Annotated in this window: 23 protein-coding genes; 11 read left to right on the forward strand and 12 right to left on the reverse strand. The window is 58.9% G+C overall.

The window, feature by feature from the left end:
* Nucleotides 1–221: 221 nt before the first annotated feature.
* On the reverse strand, nt 222–1,541 hold the full coding sequence (locus AC07RO_RS02580; RefSeq protein ID WP_192171541.1) for a putative porin: 1,320 nt from the start codon (nt 1,539–1,541) through the stop codon (nt 222–224).
* 292 nt (nt 1,542–1,833) lie between these two features.
* Here AC07RO_RS02580 and AC07RO_RS02585 point away from each other — a divergent pair, with 292 nt between their 5' ends.
* Complete coding sequence (locus tag AC07RO_RS02585) at nt 1,834–2,958, forward strand: GNAT family N-acetyltransferase (protein WP_495085201.1); 1,125 nt, start codon at nt 1,834–1,836, stop codon at nt 2,956–2,958.
* A 159-nt stretch (nt 2,959–3,117) separates the two neighbouring features.
* Here AC07RO_RS02585 and AC07RO_RS02590 read toward each other — a convergent pair whose 3' ends face one another.
* From AC07RO_RS02590 to AC07RO_RS02600, 3 genes are all read right to left on the reverse strand, one after another.
* Nucleotides 3,118–4,950, reverse strand: a complete 1,833-nt coding sequence (locus AC07RO_RS02590) for an ABC transporter ATP-binding protein (RefSeq protein WP_495085202.1) — start codon at nt 4,948–4,950, stop codon at nt 3,118–3,120.
* 188 nt (nt 4,951–5,138) lie between these two features.
* On the reverse strand, nt 5,139–5,696 hold the full coding sequence (locus tag AC07RO_RS02595; RefSeq protein WP_192171538.1) for a peptidylprolyl isomerase: 558 nt from the start codon (nt 5,694–5,696) through the stop codon (nt 5,139–5,141).
* Between the two features lie 434 nt (nt 5,697–6,130).
* Nucleotides 6,131–7,057 carry a LysR family transcriptional regulator gene (locus tag AC07RO_RS02600; protein WP_192171537.1) on the reverse strand — a complete coding sequence of 309 codons (927 nt, stop codon included), beginning with the start codon at nt 7,055–7,057 and terminating at the stop codon, nt 6,131–6,133.
* Between the two features lie 50 nt (nt 7,058–7,107).
* On the opposite strand from AC07RO_RS02600, the gene AC07RO_RS02605 reads away from it, so the two are divergent.
* The 3 genes from AC07RO_RS02605 (at nt 7,108) to AC07RO_RS02615 (ending at nt 9,066) form a co-directional block, all read left to right on the forward strand.
* On the forward strand, nt 7,108–7,422 hold the full coding sequence (locus AC07RO_RS02605; RefSeq protein WP_065992674.1) for a 3-phosphoglycerate kinase: 315 nt from the start codon (nt 7,108–7,110) through the stop codon (nt 7,420–7,422).
* Nucleotides 7,423–7,810: 388 nt separating this feature from the next.
* Nucleotides 7,811–8,677, forward strand: a complete 867-nt coding sequence (locus AC07RO_RS02610) for a carboxylate/amino acid/amine transporter (RefSeq protein WP_192171535.1) — start codon at nt 7,811–7,813, stop codon at nt 8,675–8,677.
* 152 nt (nt 8,678–8,829) lie between these two features.
* Complete coding sequence (locus AC07RO_RS02615) at nt 8,830–9,066, forward strand: hypothetical protein (protein ID WP_495085203.1); 237 nt, start codon at nt 8,830–8,832, stop codon at nt 9,064–9,066.
* A 71-nt stretch (nt 9,067–9,137) separates the two neighbouring features.
* On the opposite strand, the gene AC07RO_RS02620 is transcribed toward AC07RO_RS02615, so the two are convergent.
* Both AC07RO_RS02620 and AC07RO_RS02625 read right to left on the reverse strand, forming a co-directional pair.
* The gene (locus tag AC07RO_RS02620) at nt 9,138–9,482 is read right to left on the reverse strand and encodes an antibiotic biosynthesis monooxygenase family protein (protein WP_192171533.1); all 345 of its coding nucleotides are present in this window, start codon (nt 9,480–9,482) and stop codon (nt 9,138–9,140) included.
* Complete coding sequence (locus tag AC07RO_RS02625) at nt 9,479–10,636, reverse strand: cytochrome P450 (RefSeq protein WP_495085204.1); 1,158 nt, start codon at nt 10,634–10,636, stop codon at nt 9,479–9,481. The genes AC07RO_RS02620 and AC07RO_RS02625 overlap by 4 nt, the downstream gene beginning before the upstream one ends.
* Nucleotides 10,637–10,710: 74 nt before the next feature.
* On the opposite strand from AC07RO_RS02625, the gene AC07RO_RS02630 reads away from it, so the two are divergent.
* A complete protein-coding gene (locus tag AC07RO_RS02630; protein ID WP_495085205.1) occupies nt 10,711–11,424 on the forward strand; it encodes an ArsR/SmtB family transcription factor in 714 nt (237 codons plus the stop codon).
* Between the two features lie 13 nt (nt 11,425–11,437).
* On the opposite strand, the gene AC07RO_RS02635 is transcribed toward AC07RO_RS02630, so the two are convergent.
* Nucleotides 11,438–12,727: a mechanosensitive ion channel family protein gene (locus AC07RO_RS02635; RefSeq protein ID WP_495085206.1), complete on the reverse strand. Its 1,290-nt coding sequence runs from the start codon at nt 12,725–12,727 to the stop codon at nt 11,438–11,440.
* A 180-nt stretch (nt 12,728–12,907) separates the two neighbouring features.
* On the opposite strand from AC07RO_RS02635, the gene AC07RO_RS02640 reads away from it, so the two are divergent.
* Together AC07RO_RS02640 and AC07RO_RS02645 are read left to right on the forward strand one after the other, a co-directional pair.
* Nucleotides 12,908–14,260 carry a DEAD/DEAH box helicase gene (locus AC07RO_RS02640; RefSeq protein WP_074891698.1) on the forward strand — a complete coding sequence of 451 codons (1,353 nt, stop codon included), beginning with the start codon at nt 12,908–12,910 and terminating at the stop codon, nt 14,258–14,260.
* 125 nt (nt 14,261–14,385) lie between these two features.
* Complete coding sequence (locus tag AC07RO_RS02645) at nt 14,386–14,709, forward strand: transcriptional regulator (protein ID WP_346627530.1); 324 nt, start codon at nt 14,386–14,388, stop codon at nt 14,707–14,709.
* A 17-nt stretch (nt 14,710–14,726) separates the two neighbouring features.
* On the opposite strand, the gene AC07RO_RS02650 is transcribed toward AC07RO_RS02645, so the two are convergent.
* From AC07RO_RS02650 to AC07RO_RS02665, 4 genes are all read right to left on the reverse strand, one after another.
* Complete coding sequence (locus AC07RO_RS02650; RefSeq protein WP_495085207.1) at nt 14,727–15,599, reverse strand: DUF6279 family lipoprotein; 873 nt, start codon at nt 15,597–15,599, stop codon at nt 14,727–14,729.
* Nucleotides 15,600–15,662: 63 nt separating this feature from the next.
* Nucleotides 15,663–16,406: a TorF family putative porin gene (locus AC07RO_RS02655; RefSeq protein ID WP_192171527.1), complete on the reverse strand. Its 744-nt coding sequence runs from the start codon at nt 16,404–16,406 to the stop codon at nt 15,663–15,665.
* Between the two features lie 161 nt (nt 16,407–16,567).
* Nucleotides 16,568–17,053, reverse strand: a complete 486-nt coding sequence (locus AC07RO_RS02660; protein WP_495085208.1) for a hypothetical protein — start codon at nt 17,051–17,053, stop codon at nt 16,568–16,570.
* A 186-nt stretch (nt 17,054–17,239) separates the two neighbouring features.
* Nucleotides 17,240–17,419 carry a PFL_1563 family small protein gene (locus tag AC07RO_RS02665; RefSeq protein WP_037012170.1) on the reverse strand — a complete coding sequence of 60 codons (180 nt, stop codon included), beginning with the start codon at nt 17,417–17,419 and terminating at the stop codon, nt 17,240–17,242.
* A gap of 383 nt (nt 17,420–17,802) precedes the next feature.
* Here AC07RO_RS02665 and AC07RO_RS02670 point away from each other — a divergent pair, with 383 nt between their 5' ends.
* The gene (locus AC07RO_RS02670; RefSeq protein ID WP_192171524.1) at nt 17,803–18,639 is read left to right on the forward strand and encodes a CvfB family protein; all 837 of its coding nucleotides are present in this window, start codon (nt 17,803–17,805) and stop codon (nt 18,637–18,639) included.
* A gap of 62 nt (nt 18,640–18,701) precedes the next feature.
* Here the strand turns inward: AC07RO_RS02670 and AC07RO_RS02675 are convergent, their stop codons facing one another.
* Nucleotides 18,702–19,082 carry a hypothetical protein gene (locus tag AC07RO_RS02675; protein ID WP_065992698.1) on the reverse strand — a complete coding sequence of 127 codons (381 nt, stop codon included), beginning with the start codon at nt 19,080–19,082 and terminating at the stop codon, nt 18,702–18,704.
* Nucleotides 19,083–19,557: 475 nt separating this feature from the next.
* Here AC07RO_RS02675 and AC07RO_RS02680 point away from each other — a divergent pair, with 475 nt between their 5' ends.
* From AC07RO_RS02680 to def, 3 genes are all read left to right on the forward strand, one after another.
* Nucleotides 19,558–19,749: a CsbD family protein gene (locus AC07RO_RS02680; protein ID WP_192171522.1), complete on the forward strand. Its 192-nt coding sequence runs from the start codon at nt 19,558–19,560 to the stop codon at nt 19,747–19,749.
* 267 nt (nt 19,750–20,016) lie between these two features.
* The gene (locus AC07RO_RS02685; RefSeq protein WP_192171521.1) at nt 20,017–21,015 is read left to right on the forward strand and encodes a YihY/virulence factor BrkB family protein; all 999 of its coding nucleotides are present in this window, start codon (nt 20,017–20,019) and stop codon (nt 21,013–21,015) included.
* 60 nt (nt 21,016–21,075) lie between these two features.
* Entirely contained in the window at nt 21,076–21,615 is a 540-nt protein-coding gene (gene def / locus AC07RO_RS02690) for a peptide deformylase (protein ID WP_346630685.1), read from the forward strand.
* Nucleotides 21,616–21,761: the final 146 nt, after the last annotated feature.

The following is a 21,761-nucleotide window of genomic DNA, read 5'->3' on the forward strand; positions in this document are numbered from 1 at the left end:
CTGTGCCAGCTGCGCGAGAGGGAATCTCTCGTACAGTTGTGGGATCCGCAGAAGATCCTAGAGTCCACAAAAAAAGCCCGGCGCTGCTCTGTCGGAACGGATGATGGGGATCCGACAGGGCAACGGCGGGCTTGAGGTCTGTAGCGGCTTCAAACGGCAAGAAAACGCCGCTTGAAGCTTTCAGCTTGTCACTTGCAGCTTATAGCTCGTAGCTGCCTTTCTTAGAACTTCGCCAGCACGTCCAGTTGCAGCGTGTTCGCATCCTGATCACGCGGCAGCGCAGAAGTCGCGAAGTCCGCTTTGGTCAGGAAGTACGTCGCGCCGACCGCGAAGTTCTTGTCGATGTCGTAGGAAATAGCCAGCTTGTGACCGCGCGAACCGGTAGTGCCGTTGGCGAAGTCAGAGTCGGTGAAAGCACCTACCACAGCGTTACGCTGTGTATCCCGGTAGTTGTAGTCCAGACCGAAACCGAACACCTTGGTTTTCACACCGGCCAGCCAGGCCGTGTCTTCGTCGCTATTGGTGGCGCTGTTGACCACGTACTGACCGTACAGGCCGACCGGCACGACAAAGCCGGTCAGGTCCAGTTGACCGAAGCCTTCATACAGACGGAAGTCAGTGGTGTTGTTGCCGTTGATGCTCAAGCCACAGAACGTCGTGCTGGTGCTGGCAGCGGCCGGATTACAGTCGTTGGAGTTCTCGTAGTTGTAGACCGAACCGCCGACCGTCATCTTCACGTTGTCGGTGATGGCGATCCGCGTACCCAACTGAGCGGCGTTCAGGCGCAGGTCGTTCTTGAACTGCGTCCCTTCACCGCTGATGTTGTCCTTGAGGGTGTAGGTACCGGCGCTGCCGAACAGCTCGAAGCCCTTGTTGATCGGCAGGCTGTAAGTCGCGGCCAGACCTTCAGGGTTTATGTCGTTGTCCCAGATCACGTCGCCTTCGCTGACCCATGGCTGAGCCATCTTGCCGCCGATGACGTGCAGGTTCTGGATTGCGGTCGGGTGGTAGTCGATGAAGCCTTGATCCAGCCACAGGTCTTTCTTGGTGAAGTAGTCGTTCTGGTCAACGTTGGTGGAGTTGGCCTTGTTGTCGCCGCCGGTGGCGATACGGATACCGGTGCTGACTTGCGGGTTGATCTCGCTGTAGGCGCCGAGACGCACACGGATGCGCTGACGGTTTTTGTCCTGGCTGTTGTTCTGGTCGTCGATCTTGACCGTCTCTTGCCGAACGCGAACGTCGCCCTTGAATTGAGTCTTCGCTGCCCATGCCACTTTCTGCTCGAAGGCAGACAGTTCGGAGGACTTGGCAGCGGTGGCAGCGGCGATCTGGTCGGAGGTCGCTTTCTGGGCCTGTTGCTGAGCCAGCTGGTCTTTGGTCAGCTCGGTTTGCAGTTCGGCGTATTGGGCAGGTGAAATCGAGCCGTTGGCCTTGAGCATGTCGAGCAGTTTCGCGTCGACTGCGGCGCTGGCCGGAACGCTCATGGCCAGCAGCACACCACCACACAGGGCTGCCGCAGTTTTCGTGGAAGCAAGACGCATATCAATCTCCGTAACTGAGAAGGGATGACCGAATCATCCAGGGATCAACCGACCATTGGCGGACGGGGAAAGGTCAGAGCGCTTAGAACCTGATGCTCTAAAAACAGGCGCCAGTATTGCGGCCGTTTATGACCAAACAGTGGCAAGGTGATGGCATGTGGATGACATGTGAAAATTTTGTCGAAGCCGCAGGCTAGAGCGTTCTGTCGGGTAAATTCGCGTGCGGACCCTGTGAATAAGTGATACTGCGCAGACGTTAGCGCGACCACACGACTGCACCAGGAGTGGCGAAATGTCGTTACACCGTTTGGATAAATTGTCGGACCTTGCCCCTGAACAGTGGGATGCCCTGATACCTGGCGACTCGCCGTTTCTGCGCCATGCCTTTCTCAGTTCGCTGGAAGACAGCGGCAGCCTCGGGCCCCGTTCCGGCTGGCGCGCCGAGCACTTGCTGCATTACGAGGGCGAGCAACTCATCGCTGCGCTGCCGGCGTACCGCAAGTGGCACTCTTACGGCGAGTACGTCTTCGATCACGCCTGGGCGGACGCCTGCCGGCGCGCCGGTCTGGCCTATTACCCCAAGCTGCTGGTGGCTGTGCCGTTCAGTCCGGTCAGCGGGCCGCGCCTATTGGCAAAGACCCCCGAAGATGGCCGAGAACTGCTCGCCTGCCTGCCGGGCTATGCCCAGGGCGAGGAGCTGTCCAGCGTTCACGTCAACTTCACCGACCCGGTCGCCGACGCATTGCTCGCCGAACAACCCGGCTGGCTGCAACGCATCGGCTGCCAGTACCACTGGCAGAACCTTGGCTATCGGGATTTTCAGGATTTCCTCGATGCCTTGAGCTCACGCAAGCGCAAGCAGATGCGCAAAGAGCGCGAGCAAGTGGCGGGGCAGGGGTTTGATTTCGACTGGCTCGAAGGGCACGAGCTGAGCGAGGCGCATTGGGATTTCGTCTACGCCTGCTATTCCAATACCTACGAAGTGCGTGGGCAGACGCCGTACCTCACGCGGGAATTCTTCAGCCTGGTGGCCGAGCGCATGCCCGAAGCGATTCGTGTGGTGCTGGCGAGACAGGGTTCACGGCCGGTGGCGATGGCGTTCAGCCTGATCGGCGGCGACAGCTTTTACGGCCGCTACTGGGGCTGCCTGGCCGAGTTCGACCGGCTGCACTTCGAAACGTGTTTCTATCAGGGCATGGATTACGCGATCGCTAATGGCTTCAAGCGCTTCGACGCTGGCGCCCAAGGGGAGCACAAGTTGATTCGCGGTTTCGAGCCGGTCATCACCCACTCATGGCACTACCTGGCGCACCCGGGACTGCGAGAAGCGGTGGCGGATTTCCTGACCCAGGAACGGGCGGGGATTCTGGCGTACGCCGAAGAAGCGCGCGGGGCGTTGCCGTATCGGCAGGTGTAGATCGACCTGTTCGGGTCCGATCAAGGGTGAACAGCTTTGTTGGCTTCGCCCTGACACCGCTGTCTCGTGGCAAGCTCAACCCTTGTGGGAGTGAGCGTGCTCACGAAGACGGCATCGGAACCTCCCAGGACATCCGCCGCGGGCCTATTTCTTCAAGGGTCAATCCACCCCCACAAACCCACCGGTCTGATGCGCCCACAGCCGTGCATACAGACCTTTGTGCGCCAGCAGCTCGCCATGGGTCCCGCTCTCAGCGATCACGCCGTTTTCCAGCACGATCAGGCGGTCCATCCGCGCGATGGTCGACAGCCGGTGAGCAATCGCAATCACCGTCTTGCCCTGCATCAGCGTTTCCAGACTCTCCTGAATCGCCGCCTCCACCTCCGAATCCAGCGCTGACGTCGCTTCGTCCATGATCAGGATCGGCGCGTCCTTGAGCAGCACGCGGGTGATGGCGATGCGCTGACGCTGACCACCGGACAGTTTCACGCCGCGCTCGCCGACATGGGCATCCAGCCCGGTACGACCTTCGGAATCGGTCAGCAGCGGGATGAACTCGTCGGCGCGGGCCTTGCGCATGGCTTCCCACAATTCAGCGTCGGTCGCGTCCGGTTTGCCGTAAAGCAGGTTGTCGCGGATCGAGCGGTGCAACAGCGACGTGTCCTGGGTGATCATGCCGATGTGCGAACGCAGGCTTTCCTGGGCGACGTGGGAGATGTCCTGATCGTCGATCAGGATCCGCCCGCCTTGTACGTCATACAAACGCAGCAGCAGATTCACCAGGGTTGATTTACCGGCGCCCGACGGCCCGATCAATCCGATCTTCTCGCCCGGCTTGATGTCCAGGTTCAGGCCGTGGATCACGCCCTTGCCCTTGCCGTACTGGAAGTTGAGGTCTTCGAATTTCACCTCGCCACGGCTGACGGCCAGCTTCGGCGCAGCATCCCGATCGGTGATGCCCACCGGCTGAGCGATGCTCTGCAGACCGTCCTGGACCATGCCGATGTTTTCGAAAATGCCGTTGACCACCCACATGATCCAGCCGGACATGTTGACGATACGAATCGCCAGACCGGTCGCCAGCGCAATCGCGCCCACCGAAATCAGCGACTGGGTCCACAGCCACAACGCCAGGCCCGTGGTGGTGACAATCAGAATGCCGTTGAGCGTTGTGATCACGGAGTCCATTTCGGTGATCACGCGGCCGGCCAGCTGGGTCTTCTCGGTCTGTTCGCTGATGGCCTCGCGGGCGTACTGCTGCTCGGAATTGGTGTGGGCAAACAGCTTGAGCGTAGCGATGTTGGTGTAGCCATCGACGATGCGGCCCATCAGTTTGGAGCGCGCATCGGAAGAGATAACGGAGCGCGCTTTCACCCGCGGCACGAAGTACCGGAGGGCGAGGACGAACGCGATGATCCAGCTCAGCAGTGGGATCATCAGGCGCCAGTCGGCTTCGGCGAACAGCACCAGCGCGCTGATCGAATAGATCAGCACGTGCCACAACGCGTCCACCGACTGCACCGCGGAATCACGCAGCGCATTGCCGGTCTGGACGATGCGTTGGGCGATGCGCCCGGCGAAGTCGTTCTGGAAGAAATTCAGGCTCTGCTTGAGCACGTAACTGTGGTTCTGCCAGTTGATCATGCTGGTCATGCCGGGGCTGATGGTCTGATGCACCAGCAGGTCGTGCAGCGCAACGAAGATCGGCCGCAGCACCAGCGCGACGACGACCATCCACGTCAGCTCGAACGCATGTTCGCGGAAGAAATTCGGGTTGGGCGTGCCCTGGGCCAGATCGATGATGCGGCTCAGGTAGCTGAACAGCGACACCTCGATCAGCGCGCCGATCAGTCCCACTACCAGCAATGCGGCAAAGCTGGGCCAGACCTGACGCAGGTAATACGCGTAGAACGACGTGACAGTGTTGGGCGGGGCGGCGGTGGGGGCGTCGCGGAAGATATCGATCAGCTGTTCAAAACGGCGATAGAGCATTGGCAATGACGCCCACGCTTGAGCGGGCTCTCCTTTTGGTGGGGATTGAACACAGCGGCTTGAGAGCAGCTCAATGACAGTCTTCGGTTCAGACCGCATGAAAACGCGATTGCTCACGCTGATTCAAGGGCCGGGGCCTGAAAATGCAAAAGCCGGGCAGACGCCCGGCTTTTGCGCTTGCGGCAGGCTTAGTTCACGCGCTTGGCCGTCTTGATCAGGATCGGGTCAACCGGCACGTTCTGCATCCCGCCTTTGTTGCCGGTCTGCACGTTGACGATCTGGTCAACGACGTCCATGCCTTTCACGACCTTGCCGAACACGGCGTAACCGTAGTCACGGGCGCCGTGGTCGAGCATGGCATTGTCAACGACGTTGATGAAGAACTGGCTGGTGGCCGAGTTCACGTCCGAGGTCCGCGCCATGGCGACGGTGCCGCGCACGTTGTGCAGGCCGTTATCGGCTTCGTTCTTGATTGGGTCGTTGGTGGATTTCTGTTGCATCTGCGCGGTGAAGCCGCCGCCCTGGACCATGAAGCCCGGGATGACGCGGTGGAAAATGGTGTTGTTGTAGAAGTTGCTGTCGACGTACTTGAGGAAGTTCTGGGTGCTGACGGGCGCCTTGTCCTGGTTCAGCTCAATTTCCACATCGCCGAAGCTGGTGGTCAGCACAACGTGAGGCGCCGGAGCGGCCATCAGATTGCCGGCGAACAACACGGCAGCGGCGGAGAGGGCGATTTTCTTCAGCATGGGCAGAGTCCTGAAATTGATGTCGACTGCGAAAAAACAGGCGTAAGGGAAGCACGTTTGCGCGGATTTGGACAGTGGGGGGTGTGACGAGGCGTGTTCTCGTAGGACCGGCTTCAGCCGGGAAGAGGCCGGGTTAATCACCACCAATCCTGCGGTGTAACGCCCGACGCTTTCCCGGCTAAAGCCGGTCCCACAGGGTAATGCGGTGCATTCGTAGGACCGGCTTCAGCCGGGAAGGGGGCCGGATGGAGCACCCTCATATTTGCGGTGTGATACCCGACGCTTTCCCGGCTAAAGCCAGTCCTACAGGGTAATGCGGTGCATTCGTAGGACCGGCTTCAGCCGGGAAGGGGCCAGTGTGAACACCTCAGTCTTGCGGTGTGGCTGCTGACGCATTCCCGGCTAAAGCCGGTCCCACTGACTGCACGCGTTGTTTACAGCATCTGCTGCGGCGCCGGGAAGGGCGCGTCCAGCGGCGCGGTGTCGAAGCTCTGGATCAGCTCAATCAGGATCTGCGTCGCTGGCCCGAGCGGTTTGTCCTTGCTGGAATACAGATAGAACGTGGGATGCCGACTGCCGCCCTTATCAAGAGGCAGAATTTTCAGCACGCCCTCCTGGATCTCCCGCTCGATGACGTGGCGCGGCAACCAGGCAAAGCCCAACCCGCTGCTGACAAACGCAGCGGCCGTCGCAAGGCTGCCCACCGTCCAGCGCTGTTCGGCGCCGAGCCAGCCGACGTCGCGCGGTTGATTGCGCCCGGAGTCACGAATCACCACCTGCAACTGGCTTTCCAGATCCTGGAAATTCAACTCACGCTGCAGTTGATGCAAGGCATGGCCGGGATGGGCCACGGCGACGAACTCCACCTTGCTCATCTCATTCCCCAGATAACCGGGAATGCTGAAGCCGCTGATGGCGAGATCGGCTACACCTTCCAGCAACACTTCCTCCACGCCCGACAGCACTTCCTCACGCAGTCGCACCCGACATCCGCGGCTTTGCGGCATAAAAGCTGTCAGCGCTCGCACCAGCCGGGCGTTCGGGTAAGCGGCGTCGACCACCAGACGCACCTCGGCCTCCCAACCCTGTTCCATATGATGGGCAAGGTCTTCCAGCTGGCTGGCGTTCTTCACCAGTTGCCGCGAGCGTCTCAACAAGACTTCGCCGGCCTCGGTGAGCACGGCTTTACGGCCGTCGATGCGCAACAGCGGAACGCCGAGCTGGTCCTGCATTCTGGCGACGGTGTAGCTGACCGACGACTGCGAACGGTGCAGCGCTTCGGCGGCCTGAGCAAAGCCGCCATGGTCGACAACGGCTTGCAGCGTGCGCCATTGATCAAGGGTCACGCGGGGCGCTTTCATCTCTCGCTCCTGTTGTCCTAAGCTGGCGGTCCCTGAATGGAGACTGCCCCATGAAAAGAATCTGTTGTGTGCTGCTGGCGATGCTGCCGCTGAGCGCGTTTGCCTACCCGATTGACGTCGAGAAAGACATCAAGGGCGTGCAGGTGGACTACAACAGTCATGACGTCGCCTACGACATCGGCAACATCACCCTGAACAACTTCGGCGATGTCCCTGCCAAGTGCAGCGTGGTCTTTCGCAACGGGCCGGAAGCCCCGCGCACGCGCCGGGTTCAGGTCGCGCCGAAGAGCAGCACCGAAGTCACCGCGAAGTTCACCCGCGACATCGTCAAGCTGCGCATCTCCCTGAGCTGCGAGCCTCTGTAACCCACGCATCAGCGTCGACGGAGCGTACGTCGGCTTCGTCGATAAAACAAATTCTTGGATGGGTTCGGGTCGAAAGCTGGCTTCTTTGATCGATATGCCTGCCGTCGTTACGGCGAGGGGATTGCCCTCCGAACGCTGGCGCGGCATCCGCCTGGACGCCTTAATCGCCCGTTAATCCCGCTCCTTGAAGATGCTCGCGTTCATCGACACTCCATTGGCACTCGTTCGCTCCTGAGTGCATTGCCCGATCGACCCGCAGGATTGCGCCGGGTCTATCGGGTTTTTTCTTTCCGGGTCCCGAGTCGCCGCCAACGGTGGCGAGCCGACTGCTTAATAGACAGGGCATGGCCAACCGGCTAAGGTCGCCGCCTTCAAAAAAGGGGCAACCATGGGCTATCTACTTTTTGTGACGCTGATTCAGGCGTTCTCCTTCAGCCTGATCGGCGTCTATCTGGCCGGGCACGTCGACAGCTACTTTGCCGTGCTGCTTCGCGTCGTGCTGGCTGGGTTGGTGTTCATCCCGCTGACGCGCTGGCGTCGCGTCGAGCCTCAATTCATGCGCGGCATGCTGTTGATTGGCGCGCTTCAGTTCGGCGTCACCTATGTCTGCCTGTACCTGAGCTTTCGCGTGCTGACCGTCCCCGAAGTGCTGCTGTTTACCATCCTCACGCCGCTCCACGTCACGCTGATCGAAGACGCTCTTAACCGGCGCTTCAATCCGTGGGGCCTATTGGCGGCCATGGTCGCGGTGCTCGGCGCCGTGATCATTCGTTACGACCGCGTTGATCCGAATTTCCTCGGCGGCTTCCTGCTGCTGCAGGTGGCGAATTTCACCTACGCCGCAGGGCAGGTGCTCTACAAACACCTGGTGGCCCGTTACCCCAGCGATCTCCCGCATTACCGCCGCTTCGGCTATTTCTACCTCGGCGCCCTGGCCGTGGCGTTGCCAGCGTTTCTACTGTTCGGCAATCCGCAGCATCTGCCGGATGCGCCTCAACAGTGGGTGGTGCTGCTGTTCCTCGGCCTGTGTTCAACCGCGCTCGGCATGTATTGGTGGAACAAGGGCGCGTGCCTGGTCAATGGCGCCACACTCGCGGTGATGAATAACCTGCACGTGCCGGTGGGGCTGCTGATCAATCTGTTGATCTGGGGGCAGAACGAGGACCTCGGCAAGCTGTTTTTGGGCGGGCTGGTGATTGTTTCTTCGGTGTGGATCAGTCGGCGCGGTCTTGTTCAACGCCGGGCCATTCTCTGAAACAGCCGGCTTAGACGCCCGCGTCACCGACATCAGCGAGGGTGATGTTAGATATCTTCATGCGTGGTTTTTCATGTTGGGGTCAACCGAATAGATTGGCCCCAACGAAACGAACTAACCCACTTACCAGCAACTACGCGGAGATTTACATCATGAAAAAGTCCATCGCCTTCGGTTTCGCATTGTCCATCCTGGCTGCCGGCTCTGCCTTCGCCAGCCCTGAGCACATTAACCAACGCGCCATCGTCGACGCTTCCAGCGCTACCGTTCTGGACAGCAAAGTCGCCAGCAGAGAGGCGGTCAAGCCCTTCGCCACTCACACCTCCGGCACCGTCACCGTTGCTGAAAACCGCAAAGAGTTCGGTTCTAGCTACCAGCGTTATCAGTAAGTCTCTAGGTGTAACAAGACCCACAATAAAAGCCCGGCAGATGCCGGGCTTTTTGTTGTTTTAATTTCTTTTTATTCATGAGCGCGTCGGCTATCGCGCGGGGCTTGAGCACGATTCTCCAGACTGTAATCTCGCACCACGTCAGCAATGCGCAAGTGGTAATCACCGAATACTTGCCTACGCCCCGTAAGTTGCGCGGCACGATGCAACTCAAGGCCGCGCCATCGTTTAATGGCTTCCTCATCACGCCAAAATGACAGCGACAGAACTTTTTCTGGCTCGCTGAGGCTCTGATAACGCTCCACTGAAATGAACCCATCCAAACCTTCCAGCAATGGCTTCAGTTCAGCCGCAAGATCAAGATACCGCTGGTATTGCTCCTCATGTGGCCACGCTTCAAAAATAACAGCGATCATTGTTGAGTCTCCCGGCTGCGATGGAAATAAGGAATCCGAGCATTAAGCGAGGGCAAGTAGCGCCATTGATGAGCGCGGACAGCGGCGTTGGGCCGTCTACGCAACAGTTCTGAAACCGCTTCAGAGGCAATACGCAAAGCGAGTTGCTGGCCTGGGCATTCGTGTCTGCCTGAGCCAAAGCTGAATATTCGACGGTGTGGCCGTGTGAGCAAAAAGTTGTCGGGATCCGGGTTTGCGCAAGGATCCCTGTTCGCTGAAGCCAGTAACAAAAGAACCGTATCCCCGGCCTTCAGGACGCTGCCTTCGATAACACACTGCCCGGCAACGAACCGCCGGGTGTTTTGTATGGGGGAGTCGTGGCGCGCCGCCTCGGCTACCCACTCTGCAACACGCGCCGGTTGTTGAGGGGGTTCAAACAGGCCGGGGTTACGATGAATTGCTATGAGGGTGTTGCCGATCAAGCCTGCGGTGGCTTCGCAGGTCTGTGACAACAGGCCGATCAGATTAGCGATCAATGCGTCTCGATCTTTCCAGCCCGTCACGTCACATTCCCTCAACACGTGGCTCATGAAGCGACTTCTTTCATCCTCGCCAAGCAGCAACTCTGCGAACAGTTGACTCAACCGAGTCGCTCCGGCATCGGCCTCATCCAGCTTGGTCTTGTCGCTTATGGGGGAAAGGCAGCCCACAAAATTCTGGGTCAGGGTCACAACTTCACGTAACTGGGTGAAAGGAACGCCCATCAAGGTTGCCGTGACGGATACGGGCAACGTCCACATCAATTCGTTGAGGTCGTCAACCGGGGCATGGAGGGACTCGAACACCTGCGACACAAATTCTGCGATGTTTTCGTCATGCACGGAAGCCAAAGCGGGCGCGATGGCCATTCTTGGACACTGGTGTTCAGCTCCTTCGTTCATGCGCATAAGACGACCGAAAATACGCCCCGCGGCGCCCTGTGCAATGGCGAGAGGAACCGGCTCATCAAGAGGACGGACTCGACAGTCCGGATGTTCCAGAATGGCCTCTACGGCACTGGCATCACTGGCGATCCACATGCGTAGATCTGCATCGAACAACAGCCCCTTTCGTTGCCTTAAACCAGCGTAATAAATATAGGGGTCGGCATGGCTGGCTGCTTCAAACGGCGTCATTTCTGAAGTCCTGTTCACAAGGAACGGCTAATATCCGGCACTGCGCACGTTAACGATTCGTTCAGGAACGAAATATGGACTCCCCAGGCAATGACATCGCCATTTCAAGGGTCGCCGGCGCAATCGCCGAACCAGCCAGGACGAAGATGCTCTGTTCGTTGATGGATGGGCATGCACGTACCAGCACAGAAATGGCTGTCATCGGCGACGTAAGCGCCTCTACTGCAAGCGCGCATTTGGCGAGGCTCAAAGAGGACGGGCTGCTGAAGCTGCACACTCAGGGCAGGCATCGGTATTACAGTCTGGCCGACGCAGACGTGGCCAGGGCAATTGAGGCCCTCATGGTGATTAGCCAGAAGCCGGACACCCGGTTCGTGCCTACAACCCCGGGTCGACTCCAAATCGCACGCACCTGTTATGACCACATGGCGGGTTCATTGGCCGTAAAACTGCACGATCGTTTCCTCGAGTCAGGCTGGCTGACCATGTCAGCCCCTGACGACGGTAATTATCAACTCACTGTCAGCGGCGAAAAAGCGATGGCCGACTTGGGGCTCGATGTAGGGACAGTCAGGGCGCAGCGACGTCGCTTCGCCTGCTCATGCCTGGATTGGAGCATGCGCCGCCCGCATCTCGCCGGAGCACTGGGTGCTGCCTTCCTGCACATAGCGACCAGCCGCAAATGGGTTATTCAGGACCTCGACAGTAGGGCGCTGGCGTTGACGCCCAAGGGAACGAAAGAGTTCTCCATTCGATTCGGGGTCAGCACTGAAAACAATGCGCCATAGCTGCACTTGGTCGTTAAACGCCGCCCGGTTGCTGCAGACTTTGATTCGACGACATCTTCTCCAGCCCCAACCGTAAATCCGCCCCACTCGGCTGTTGATAAACCCCCAGCCCGAACTCCGGCAGCACCGCGAGCAGATAATCGAAGATATCCCCCTGAATCCGCTCGTAGTCACCCCAACTGGTCGTGCGGGTAAAGCAGTAGATTTCCAGCGGAACACCCTGGGCCGTGGCTTCCATCTGGCGGACCATGCAGGTCATGTCCGGGTGAATGTCGGCGTAGCTTTTCAGGTACGCCAGGGCGTAGGCGCGGAACGTGCCGATGTTGGTGATGCGGCGGCGGTTGGCCGACATCTCGGCGACGTTGCCCTGGGCTTGATTCCATGCCTTGAGCTCGGCTTTCTTGCGGCCCATGTAGTCGGTCAGCAGGCGGACCTGGGTCAGCTTCTGTTCTTCTTCATCGGAGACGAACCGCACGCCGCTGGCATCGATGAACAGGCTGCGCTTGATCCTGCGCCCGCCGGACTGCTGCATCCCGCGCCAGTTCTTGAACGACTCGGACATCAGGCGCCAAGTCGGGATCGAGACGATGGTCTTGTCGAAATTCTGCACCTTGACGGTGTGCAGGGTGATGTCCACCACGTCGCCGTCGGCGCCGACCTGTGGCATTTCGATCCAGTCGCCGACGCGCAGCATGTCGTTGCTGGTCAGTTGCACGCTGGCGACGAAGGACAGCAGGGTGTCTTTGTAGACCAGCAGAATCACCGCTGACATCGCGCCGAGTCCGGAAAGCAGCAGCAACGGCGATCGATCAATCAGCGTGGCGACGATGATGATCCCGGCGAACACGTACAGGATCATTTTCGTCAGCTGCACGTAGCCCTTGATCGAGCGGGTGCGGGCGTGCTCGGTGCGCGCATAGATGTCCAGCAACGCGTTGAGTAGCGCGCCGACGGTGAGCATGAGGAAGAGGATGGTGAACGCCAGCGCGATGTTGCCGAGTACGTGGTTGGCAGCGTTGCTGAGGTTCGGGACCAGATTGAGACCGAACTGGATCACTACCGAGGGCGTGACCTGGGCCAGTCGGTGGAAGACTTTGTTATGGAGAAAGTCATTGAGCCAGAACAGCGACGGCTGGCGGCTCAGGGCTTTCATGGCGTAGAGGATCATCCATCGCGCCAGCCGCCCGAGCACGAAGGCGGCGATGAGCAGTAACAGCAAGCCGGTGATCGTGCGCAGCATTGGCTGGTTTTCCAGCAGCGTCCAGATTTCCTGGGCGCGTAGCCAAAGCGAATGGGTGTCCATGGGCGCTGGATCTCCTGATCAAAAATGGGGGGCGCGATTAGAGCATTGATAGGGAAGCGAGGGCAGGGTAGGCCAAATCCGGTAACAAAATAGGCCCTTTGAGCTAAAGAGGCTCGGCGAATCCGGCTTAAACCGGTAACCTATGCGACTGTTTTTTTGTATTACGCCGAGGTAACACCCGTGTTCTCCCAATTCGCCCTGCACGAACGCCTGCTAAAAGCCGTGGCCGAACTCAATTTCGTCGAGCCTACGCCTGTGCAAACAGCGGCCATTCCGCTGGCGCTGGAAGGACACGATCTACGGGTGACGGCGCAGACCGGCAGCGGCAAGACTGCCGCGTTCGTGTTACCGATGCTCAATCGCCTGATGGGCCCGGCCAAGGTTCGCGTCGACATCCGCGCGGTGATCCTGCTGCCGACCCGCGAGCTGGCCCAGCAGACGCTCAAGGAAGTGGAGCGTTTCTCCCAGTTCACGTTCATCAAGGCCGGGCTGATCACCGGCGGCGAAGACTTCAAGGTCCAGGCCGCGATGCTGCGCAAAGTGCCGGACATCCTGATCGGTACGCCGGGCCGTCTGCTGGAGCAACTCAACGCGGGCAACCTCGACCTCAAGCAGGTTGAACTGCTGGTCCTCGACGAAGCCGACCGCATGCTCGACATGGGCTTTGCCGAAGACGTCGAGCGTCTGGCGGGCGAATGCGCCAACCGTCAGCAGACCATGCTGTTCTCGGCCACCACCGGTGGTTCGGGCCTGCGCGAAATGATCGGCAAAGTCCTGAAAGACCCGCAGCACCTGCAGGTCAACAGTGTCAGCGAGCTGGCTCCGGGCACCCGTCAGCAGATCATCACTGCCGACCACAACGTGCACAAAGAGCAGGTCCTCAACTGGCTGCTGGCTAACGAGACCTACCAGAAAGCAATCATCTTCACCAACACGCGTGCCATGGCCGACCGCATCTACGGTCGTCTCGTGGCGCTCGAGTACAAGGCTTTCGTCCTGCACGGCGATAAAGACCAGAAGGATCGCAAGCTGGCGATCGACCGTCTGAAGCAGGGCGGCGTGAAGATCCTGGTGGCGACCGATGTCGCGGCCCGTGGTCTGGACGTCGACGGCCTGGACATGGTCATCAACTTCGACATGCCGCGCACGGGCGACGACTACGTTCACCGCATTGGCCGCACCGGCCGTGCCGGCGGCGAAGGTCTGGCGATCTCGCTGATCACCCACGGTGACTGGAACCTGATGTCCAGCATCGAGCGATACCTGAAGCAGAAGTTTGAGCGCCGCACGATCAAGGAAGTCAAAGGCACCTACACCGGGCCGAAGAAGGTCAAGGCGTCGGGCAAGGCGGTCGGCGTGAAGAAGAAAAAAACCGATGGCAAAGGTGACAAGAAGGGCGACAAAAAGAAAGCCGTCGCCAAGGGCCCGACCAAACGCAAATCGGTAAATCGTCCGAAGGCTGAGCCATTGGTCAGCCAGGACGGGATGGCGCCGCTGAAAAAGCGCGTCACGCGTCCGCCGGTCGCTGAATAACATCACTTTGCCTCCCGGCCAGCCCGCTGAACGGCTGGCCCTGCACTGGGTCACAACCACTGAGCATCAAGCCCGATGACCGGACGTCACGGGTATTGCCCTGTTGGCCCACTGGAGGATGAAACATGTCAAAACGATACGACTGGGACCTGATCGAGCGTCTGTTGCACCACGTACAAAACAGCGTCGCAATTGCCGATGCATCAGAAGCGTCTGCCGCAGAATTGAGAGCGTTGTTGCTCGAACGTGGGTTCATTGCCGCCCACACGAGTGGTGATGGCGGGAATGGCGAAGGCGCGACCCTTACGCCTCGAGGCGCGAGCTTGCTGGCGATGATCGACAGCAGCATTCCAGGCAACGACCATCCGCGTCAGGTGCTGGATGAACAGGCCGATGCGCTGGACCAGGCGACCTTTGATGAGGTGGCTTCAAAGGCGCAAATCGCCTGATGCTGAAAGCGTCCTGATCAGGACGCTTTTTTTATGCTCTTGTAGCAACTCAAATCTGTGAAGTCCTTGCGCACATCGGCGATTTTCGCCAGCAACTTCTGCCGTTGATCAGGGGTGCTCTGCGCCATCAGGTCCGCAATCAAAGAAATCGCTGCCTGCTCGGTATGGTCGTAGGTGGCGCGATACTCGGGCGTCCAGAAGGTCTGGCGATCCTGCAACAGACTGGCAATCTTCTGATCAAAATCACCGGCATTGCGCTGTTTCACCGCCGCCAGCAACAGCGACTGCCAGTGCGCGCGGTTGTCGATCCACAGCCGGTTCTGCTCGCCCAGCGAGGTCGACCACTGCATCACGCGAGCCTGTTGGGCTGCATTCAGCTTGCCCATCCAGGGCGTCAGACGTTTCTCCATCCGTTGAGCGCGTTCACTGATCTGCTTGTCCAGCGGCTGATCGACGTACTCGTCTTCATGCTTGCGCAGATCCTTGGCGAATGCGGCTTCCATCTCGGCCACCTGCTGATCGTCCAGCTGACGAAGCAGCTCGACCGCCGAGGGCGTGATTTCGTTGGAGAGGGTGGCGATGGCTTGCCGCGCTTCGGCGGTGCGTGCCTTGAGCTGCTCCTGATTGACCTGGTTGTTTTCGACCATCCCTTGCAGACGGTCCAGCCAGTCAAGGTAACCAGGAATCTGAGTGGTGCAGTGCCAGCTCAAGTGCTCTTTCAAGCGCTCATCGAGCCAGTCTTTCTGCGAAGCGTTCATGTCCAGGTAGTCGTTGAGCGACCAGGGAATGATGAAGTCCAGATGCCGATACGTCAGACCAATCTGACTGCACCCCGCCAACAGCGTCAGGCTCAGCCACAGCGAAATAAAGGTCTTCAACACAATGCCCATGACAGCTCCTTGCCGGTTCGTCTCACCGTTATAGAGCAAGTCAGGTCATGGTGGTTCAACCCATCAGAAAAACGAGCGCACGACCTTAAGGGTAACGGTGCTTTCGCACTGGGTGTTGTGGCCGCTGTAGGCGCTGCAATCGGCGCCGGTCAGGCTCGAGCCGCTGTACATCAGGTTCATGTCCATGCCCAGAACAGGGCGCGACACGTTGAACGACCAGTCGCTGTAGGCGTTGACCACGCCGCCGCCGTCGATGATCGTGGGCGAATCGAGCTGGTGGTTGCCGTACTGCATGCGCAGGTCCAGGCCCAGGGGAATCATGCTGCCCAGGTCGAGAAACACGGTGCTGTCCTGGCGACCGGCGTCGGTGCTGAAGGCGGTGCCGATGCGGCTGTCGAAAATGCGGAAACCGGCATAAAGCTCGTGGCTGTCGAGCTGGTCGGTATTCGGGTAGCTGTAGCGAATGACGCCAAGCTCGTAACCGAGGGTTTTGTCGAAGGGCTTCTTGAACCCCATATAGGAGTCGACTTCCAGCGCGGTGTCGGGCGTCAGCCCTGCGCTGGGGGACCATTGCCCGAAGTAGAAACCGCTGTCGTGGGTCAGGTCGAGCCCGCCGTGAAACTTGGTATCGGCACCGCTCGGCGTCACCAGACCTTGGGCCATGGTGCGGCTGGGCGTGGTGCCGAGCTTCAGGCTGAAGTCGCCCAGCTCCCGCTCGATGACCTGAGCGCTGGCGGCGTGATGCATGAGGGCGGCGCAGGTAAACACCGCACCGGTCCAACGGTTGAAACAGCGAGCATAAGGCATGCTTCACTCCTTTCAGGTTTCAGAGGAGTGGGTCGAAGGTTTCTATCCGAAAGCCGAATGGCCTGGCAAGAACCGCGAGCTAGAGCGGTGCAAGGATACCGCCGATTGGCGCCATCTCACGACCATTGGTCGATTCGAGGCAGATGTGCAGCGCTTTCAGATCAGTTCGCGGGGGAAATCAGCTGATTGACGACGATCAAGGCTTGAGGAAAAGACGGATAACCGCTGGTGGCTACGTCCAGTTTTTCGTACTGGGTGCGATACTTCTGGGCCTTGTCCTGGTTTTCCACCCCGGCTCGTTGAGCGAGTAGCGCGATAGCCAGCGGGTAGTTGCGATCTGCAGAATCATTGAGCCTGGCATCGATCATCTTTGGGTCGGCGTTCTGACGCAGAAGCAGTATGGCCTGGTAAAACTCGGCTTCGCCGGTTGTGTCTTCGCGTGCTGCCCGTTCAAGAAGCGCGCTGGCGAGTTCGTCGTTTTCGGCGCGGCGTTCGTTGATCAGCAGCTTGGCCTGGAGCATGTCGTTCTGATACAGCAGATAGTCGGCACGGCAGGCGCTGCCTGGTATCGAGGTGTCACATCCGTGGGTCGCACAGCCGGTGAGCCCGAGGCTGAGCAGGGCGCCAATGATCATCCTTTTGTTCATATCGGTTTCCGCAGAGACGTCAGCAGATCAGGGCATCGTCCGCTCTTTTCCATGACCCATGGGTAACAGCATCGAGGAGCAGTCATGTGACGAGAGTAAAGCAGAGCTTCGTACAGCGAGGGAGCGATAGACCTGGCGCTTTGTGATCAAAGCGCCTGGATGTCGACCGCGGAGGCGGGAGAAAATTTACTTTTTGCCGAGGGAGATCTGTTTGGATGGGCCGAAGGTCTGGCCGCTGACACCTTTGGCGATCTGTTGGATCTCGCCACCGGATTTCAGGAAAGCTGCAATTTGTGCGTTGATCGAATCGCTGGTCTCAACGGCAGGAGCTGGCTTGGCTTTCGAATTGGATGCTTTTACACGCATGGCTGCTATTGACCTATATAAATTTAATACGGCCGGCCATCCTATCGGAATTGACCGGAAATTGCTCGGGTATTATCGGACGGGGGGAGGCGTCACGGTCGCAAGGATGAGCGCAATTATTTTCCGAAAGCAGCGGCTAAATGACTGTTTTAATTGCGATGTTTAATCTGGCGTTCCGTCGATTACGGCCGGTGTTCAAGGCGGCGGACCGGCTCGACGACCTGACGAATGGCTTTAGCTCGGCACCGCCTGCGCTGCGTCGTTCATCAAGGCGTTGATTTCCAGGGCGGCGATGCCGACGGCAGATGTCGATCCGAAATGGCCACCGGAATGCCCGCCCGAATTCGGGTAGAATGCCGCCCACGTAACGAGGGTATCTGGACATGGCTTTAGTCGGGCGCTACAACAGTTTGCAAGTGGTTAAACACACTAACTTCGGTTTATATCTGGACGGGGCACAAGACGGCGAAATTTTGCTGCCCAATCGATATATTCCCAAAGATATTCCCAGCGAAGATGAAGACTGGCTCAACGTCTTTATTTATCTGGACAGCGATGACAAGTTAATCGCCACCACCGAGAAACCCAAGGTTCAAGTGGGTGAATTTGCCAGCCTCAAAGTGGTTGAAGTCAACAGCATTGGCATCTTTCTGGATTGGGGTCTGCCCAAGGATTTGCTGCTGCCGTACTCGGAAGAAAAGCAGCCGCTGAAAGCCGGTGACTACTGCGTGGTGCATGTCTACCTCGACAAGCACACCCGCCGCATCACCGCGACCACGCGTCTGGATCGTTATCTGGACAAGGTGCCGGCCAACTACACCGTCGGGCAGGAAGTGGACTTGCTGGTGGCGGAAGAAACCGCGATGGGTTTCAAGGCGATCATCAACAACAAGCACTGGGGCCTGATTCACAAGAACGAGGTGTTCAAGTTCCTGCGTTCGGGCAAACAGGAAAAAGGCTTCATCAAGGAAGTGCGCAGCGACGGCAACATCAGCCTGAGCCTGCAACCGGTGGGCGAGCAGCTTGCCAGCAGCCTCAACGCGCAGATCCTCGGCAAGTTGCGTGACAACAACGGCGTATTGCCCGTCAGCGACAAGAGCGATCCGCAGGTCATCAGCAACCTGTTCGGCGTCAGCAAAGGCAACTTCAAGAAAGCGATCGGCGCACTGTACAAACAGGGCCAGATCGTCATCCACGCCGACCGTATCGAACTGGTCTGACGTGACACTCGGCTGCAGCGCGGGATGGCCTGCGCTGCGGTCGTCTGATTAGTCTTGCCAGATCACTTCTGTACGAAACTGGCGAAGCTCAGGTTTGCGCCGTTCGGGCGCATGTCCTTCAAATACGAATCCTTGTCAGCCGAGAGCTCCAGGCTCACGGTGGACTTGCGCTTGCCTTCGTTGCGAACCACCACCGCGTCTTTCTGATCGCGCAGGAACTTGGTGGTCACCTTCAGGTGAATCAACTCATCCGTGCTCGGCGTGTGCAACAGCAGATGCAGCCACTCGTACTGACCCACCGCCAGACGGCTCATGGGCAAATCAAACCACCAGATATTGCGCTTGGGGTCGAGCACGGCGAAGTGCGTGTTATTGGTGCCGAGCACGGCGCCGCCGAGCTGTTCATTACGGCGCGCAATGGCTTGCTGCTTATCGAGTTTCATAACATTCCTGGATCACGGTCTCGTCAACCTGGCCCGACGCCCTGAGCGCCGCCGGTTCGGTCGCGCATTCTCCGGGGTTCTCGGGGAAACATAAAGGCAAAATTGGCCGGCGCGATTCGCGGGCTTTCATGGGGAAGCGGAGCGTCCCGAAATGCGTTCCCACGCAGAGCGTGGAACGATCGAACATCAGCGCCTGGACTGGCCTCTTCCCGGCTAAAGCCGGTCCCACTAGACGCAGCGCGTGCCGTCAGTGCGACCGGAGGCGCCTCGCGTAGGACCGGCTTCAGCCGGGAAGCTTTTGATGTGCCTGCCGCTGGTTATTAGGATGGATTCCGATCCCTCCAGGCGCATGGAAAACCCAGGCTCAAGGCGCCATTTCAATCCATTCGCGAAATAATTGAACCTCTGATTCACCGCTCCGGTCAGTTCTAGTGTCGAGGTAATGACAACCTATTCTCACCCTGGAGTTAACCCTATGAGCAGCACCGGCGATAAAGTCAAAGGCTTGGCCAACGAAGCGGTAGGCAACGTCAAGCAGGGCGTCGGCAAAGTGACCGACAACGACAAACTGCGTGCCGAAGGCAAAGCGCAGGAAATCAAAGGCGAAGCGCAACAAACCGTTGGCGACGCAAAAGACGCTGTGAAAAAAGGCGTCGACAAGGTCTGAATCCCTTGCGCCCGGAGCCCGCATGCTCCCGGCGACCAGATTCGCGACACCGTAACGGCCATCCTCTGATGGCCGTTATCATTTGCGTCGCCGACCGCCTGAAACACATCAAATGTAGCCAATACCCCGGGCACCCTGTAAAAAGCCAGCCCGTTCGGGCAACTGACGGAATTTCAACGCAATTGCCCGCTCGTATGCATACCGCTTGTAGAAACGCCTTAATCAATAACCGTGCTTCGGCTACATCTGTGTCGCGAAGGAGACGCCATGATATTCCCGGACTTGCGCCAGCTCAGCATCAAGACAGTGTTGGTCAGAACGGTCAAAGAGTTTCTCGATGACGAGATGTCGACCTACGCCTCGGCACTGGCCTACCAGATGCTGTTTTCGCTGTTCCCGTTCCTGCTCTTCCTCATTGCCCTCATCGGCTTCCTGCACCTGCCGGACTTTTTCAGCTGGTTGCGGCTGCAATCCGAACTGGTCCTGCCGCCCCAGGCCCTCGACCAGGTCAACCCGGTGATCGACCAGTTGCAACAATCCAAAGGCGGCTTGCTGTCGATCGGTATCGTCATCGCACTCTGGACCGCCTCGGCTGGCGTGCGCCTGATGATGAGCGCCATGAACGCCGCGTACGACGTAGTCGAAGCGCGCCCGGCCTGGAAACGCATTCCGCTGTCGGTGTTCTACACCATCGGTATCGCCGGCATGTTGCTTACGGTTGCCGCGCTGATGGTCACCGGCCCGGTGGTCATGAACTGGCTCGCCGCGCAGATTGGCATGGAAGATTTCATCGTCACCTTGTGGACGGTTCTGCGCTGGCCGCTGATCATCATCCTGCTGATGGTCGCGGTGGCAATCATGTACTACGTCATGCCCGACGTTAAACAGAGCTTCCGCTTCATTACCCCAGGCTCAGTGCTTGCGGTTGTGGTGTGGATCGTCGCTTCGCTGGGCTTTGCCTACTACGTGAAAACCTTCGCTGACTACAACGCCATGTACGGCAGCATCGGCGCGATCATCGTACTGTTGCTGTATTTCTACATCTCGGCAGCGGTGTTGTTGCTGGGCGCCGAGATGAACGCGGTGATCGAGCACATGTCAGCCGAGGGCAAAGAGAAAGGCGAGAAGGAAGAAGGTGAGCGCGATGGCACGGCCGATTTCAATACGGTGCACCTCAAGCAGCACGTCTCGGGTCTCGGCCGCGATCACAGCCATGACCACGATTACACCCCAACGCCGCCGGTGCTGAAGACCGACAAATTCTGATCACGCTCTAGGTAGACGGCGCCCGCTTGTGGCGCCTCTGCCCGTTGCAGAGGGCCCGCAATGATTCGCGAAATTCTGAAAATGGGCGACGAGCGCTTGCTGCGCATCGCGCCACCTGTCCCCGAGTCGATGTTCGGTTCGCAAGAGCTGAAGACTCTCATCCAGGACATGTTCGAGACCATGGAAAGCGTCGGCGGTGTCGGCCTGGCTGCGCCGCAGATTGGCATTGATCTGCAACTGGTGATCTTCGGTTTCGAGAGCAGCGATCGTTATCCTGATGCGGAGGCCGTTCCCCAGACCATCCTGCTCAATCCGTTGATTACGCCGCTTGAGCAGACCCTGGAAGAGGGCTGGGAAGGCTGTCTGTCCGTGCCGGGCCTGCGCGGTGTGGTTGATCGCTACGAGCACATCCGCTACGAGGGTTTCGACCCGGACGGCAAGCTTATCCAGCGTGAAGCCCGCGGTTTTCATGCGCGGGTCGTCCAGCATGAATGCGATCACCTGATCGGCCGTCTGTACCCGTCACGCATTACTGACTTCAGCCGCTTCGGCTTCATCGAAGTGCTGTTCCCGGGGATGGACCCGAACGCGGACGAATAACGGCTTCGTTGTGCAACGAAACTTGTCGGCATATGAGTAACCCTGTGGGAGTGAGCTTGCTCGCGAAGAGGCAGGTACATCCGCTAAACATTCGGCGGCTGAGCCACCGCTTTCGTGAGCAAGCTCACTCCCACAAGTTTTGCAGC

Source organism: Pseudomonas sp. GW821-FHT07F05, assembly GCF_059418765.1.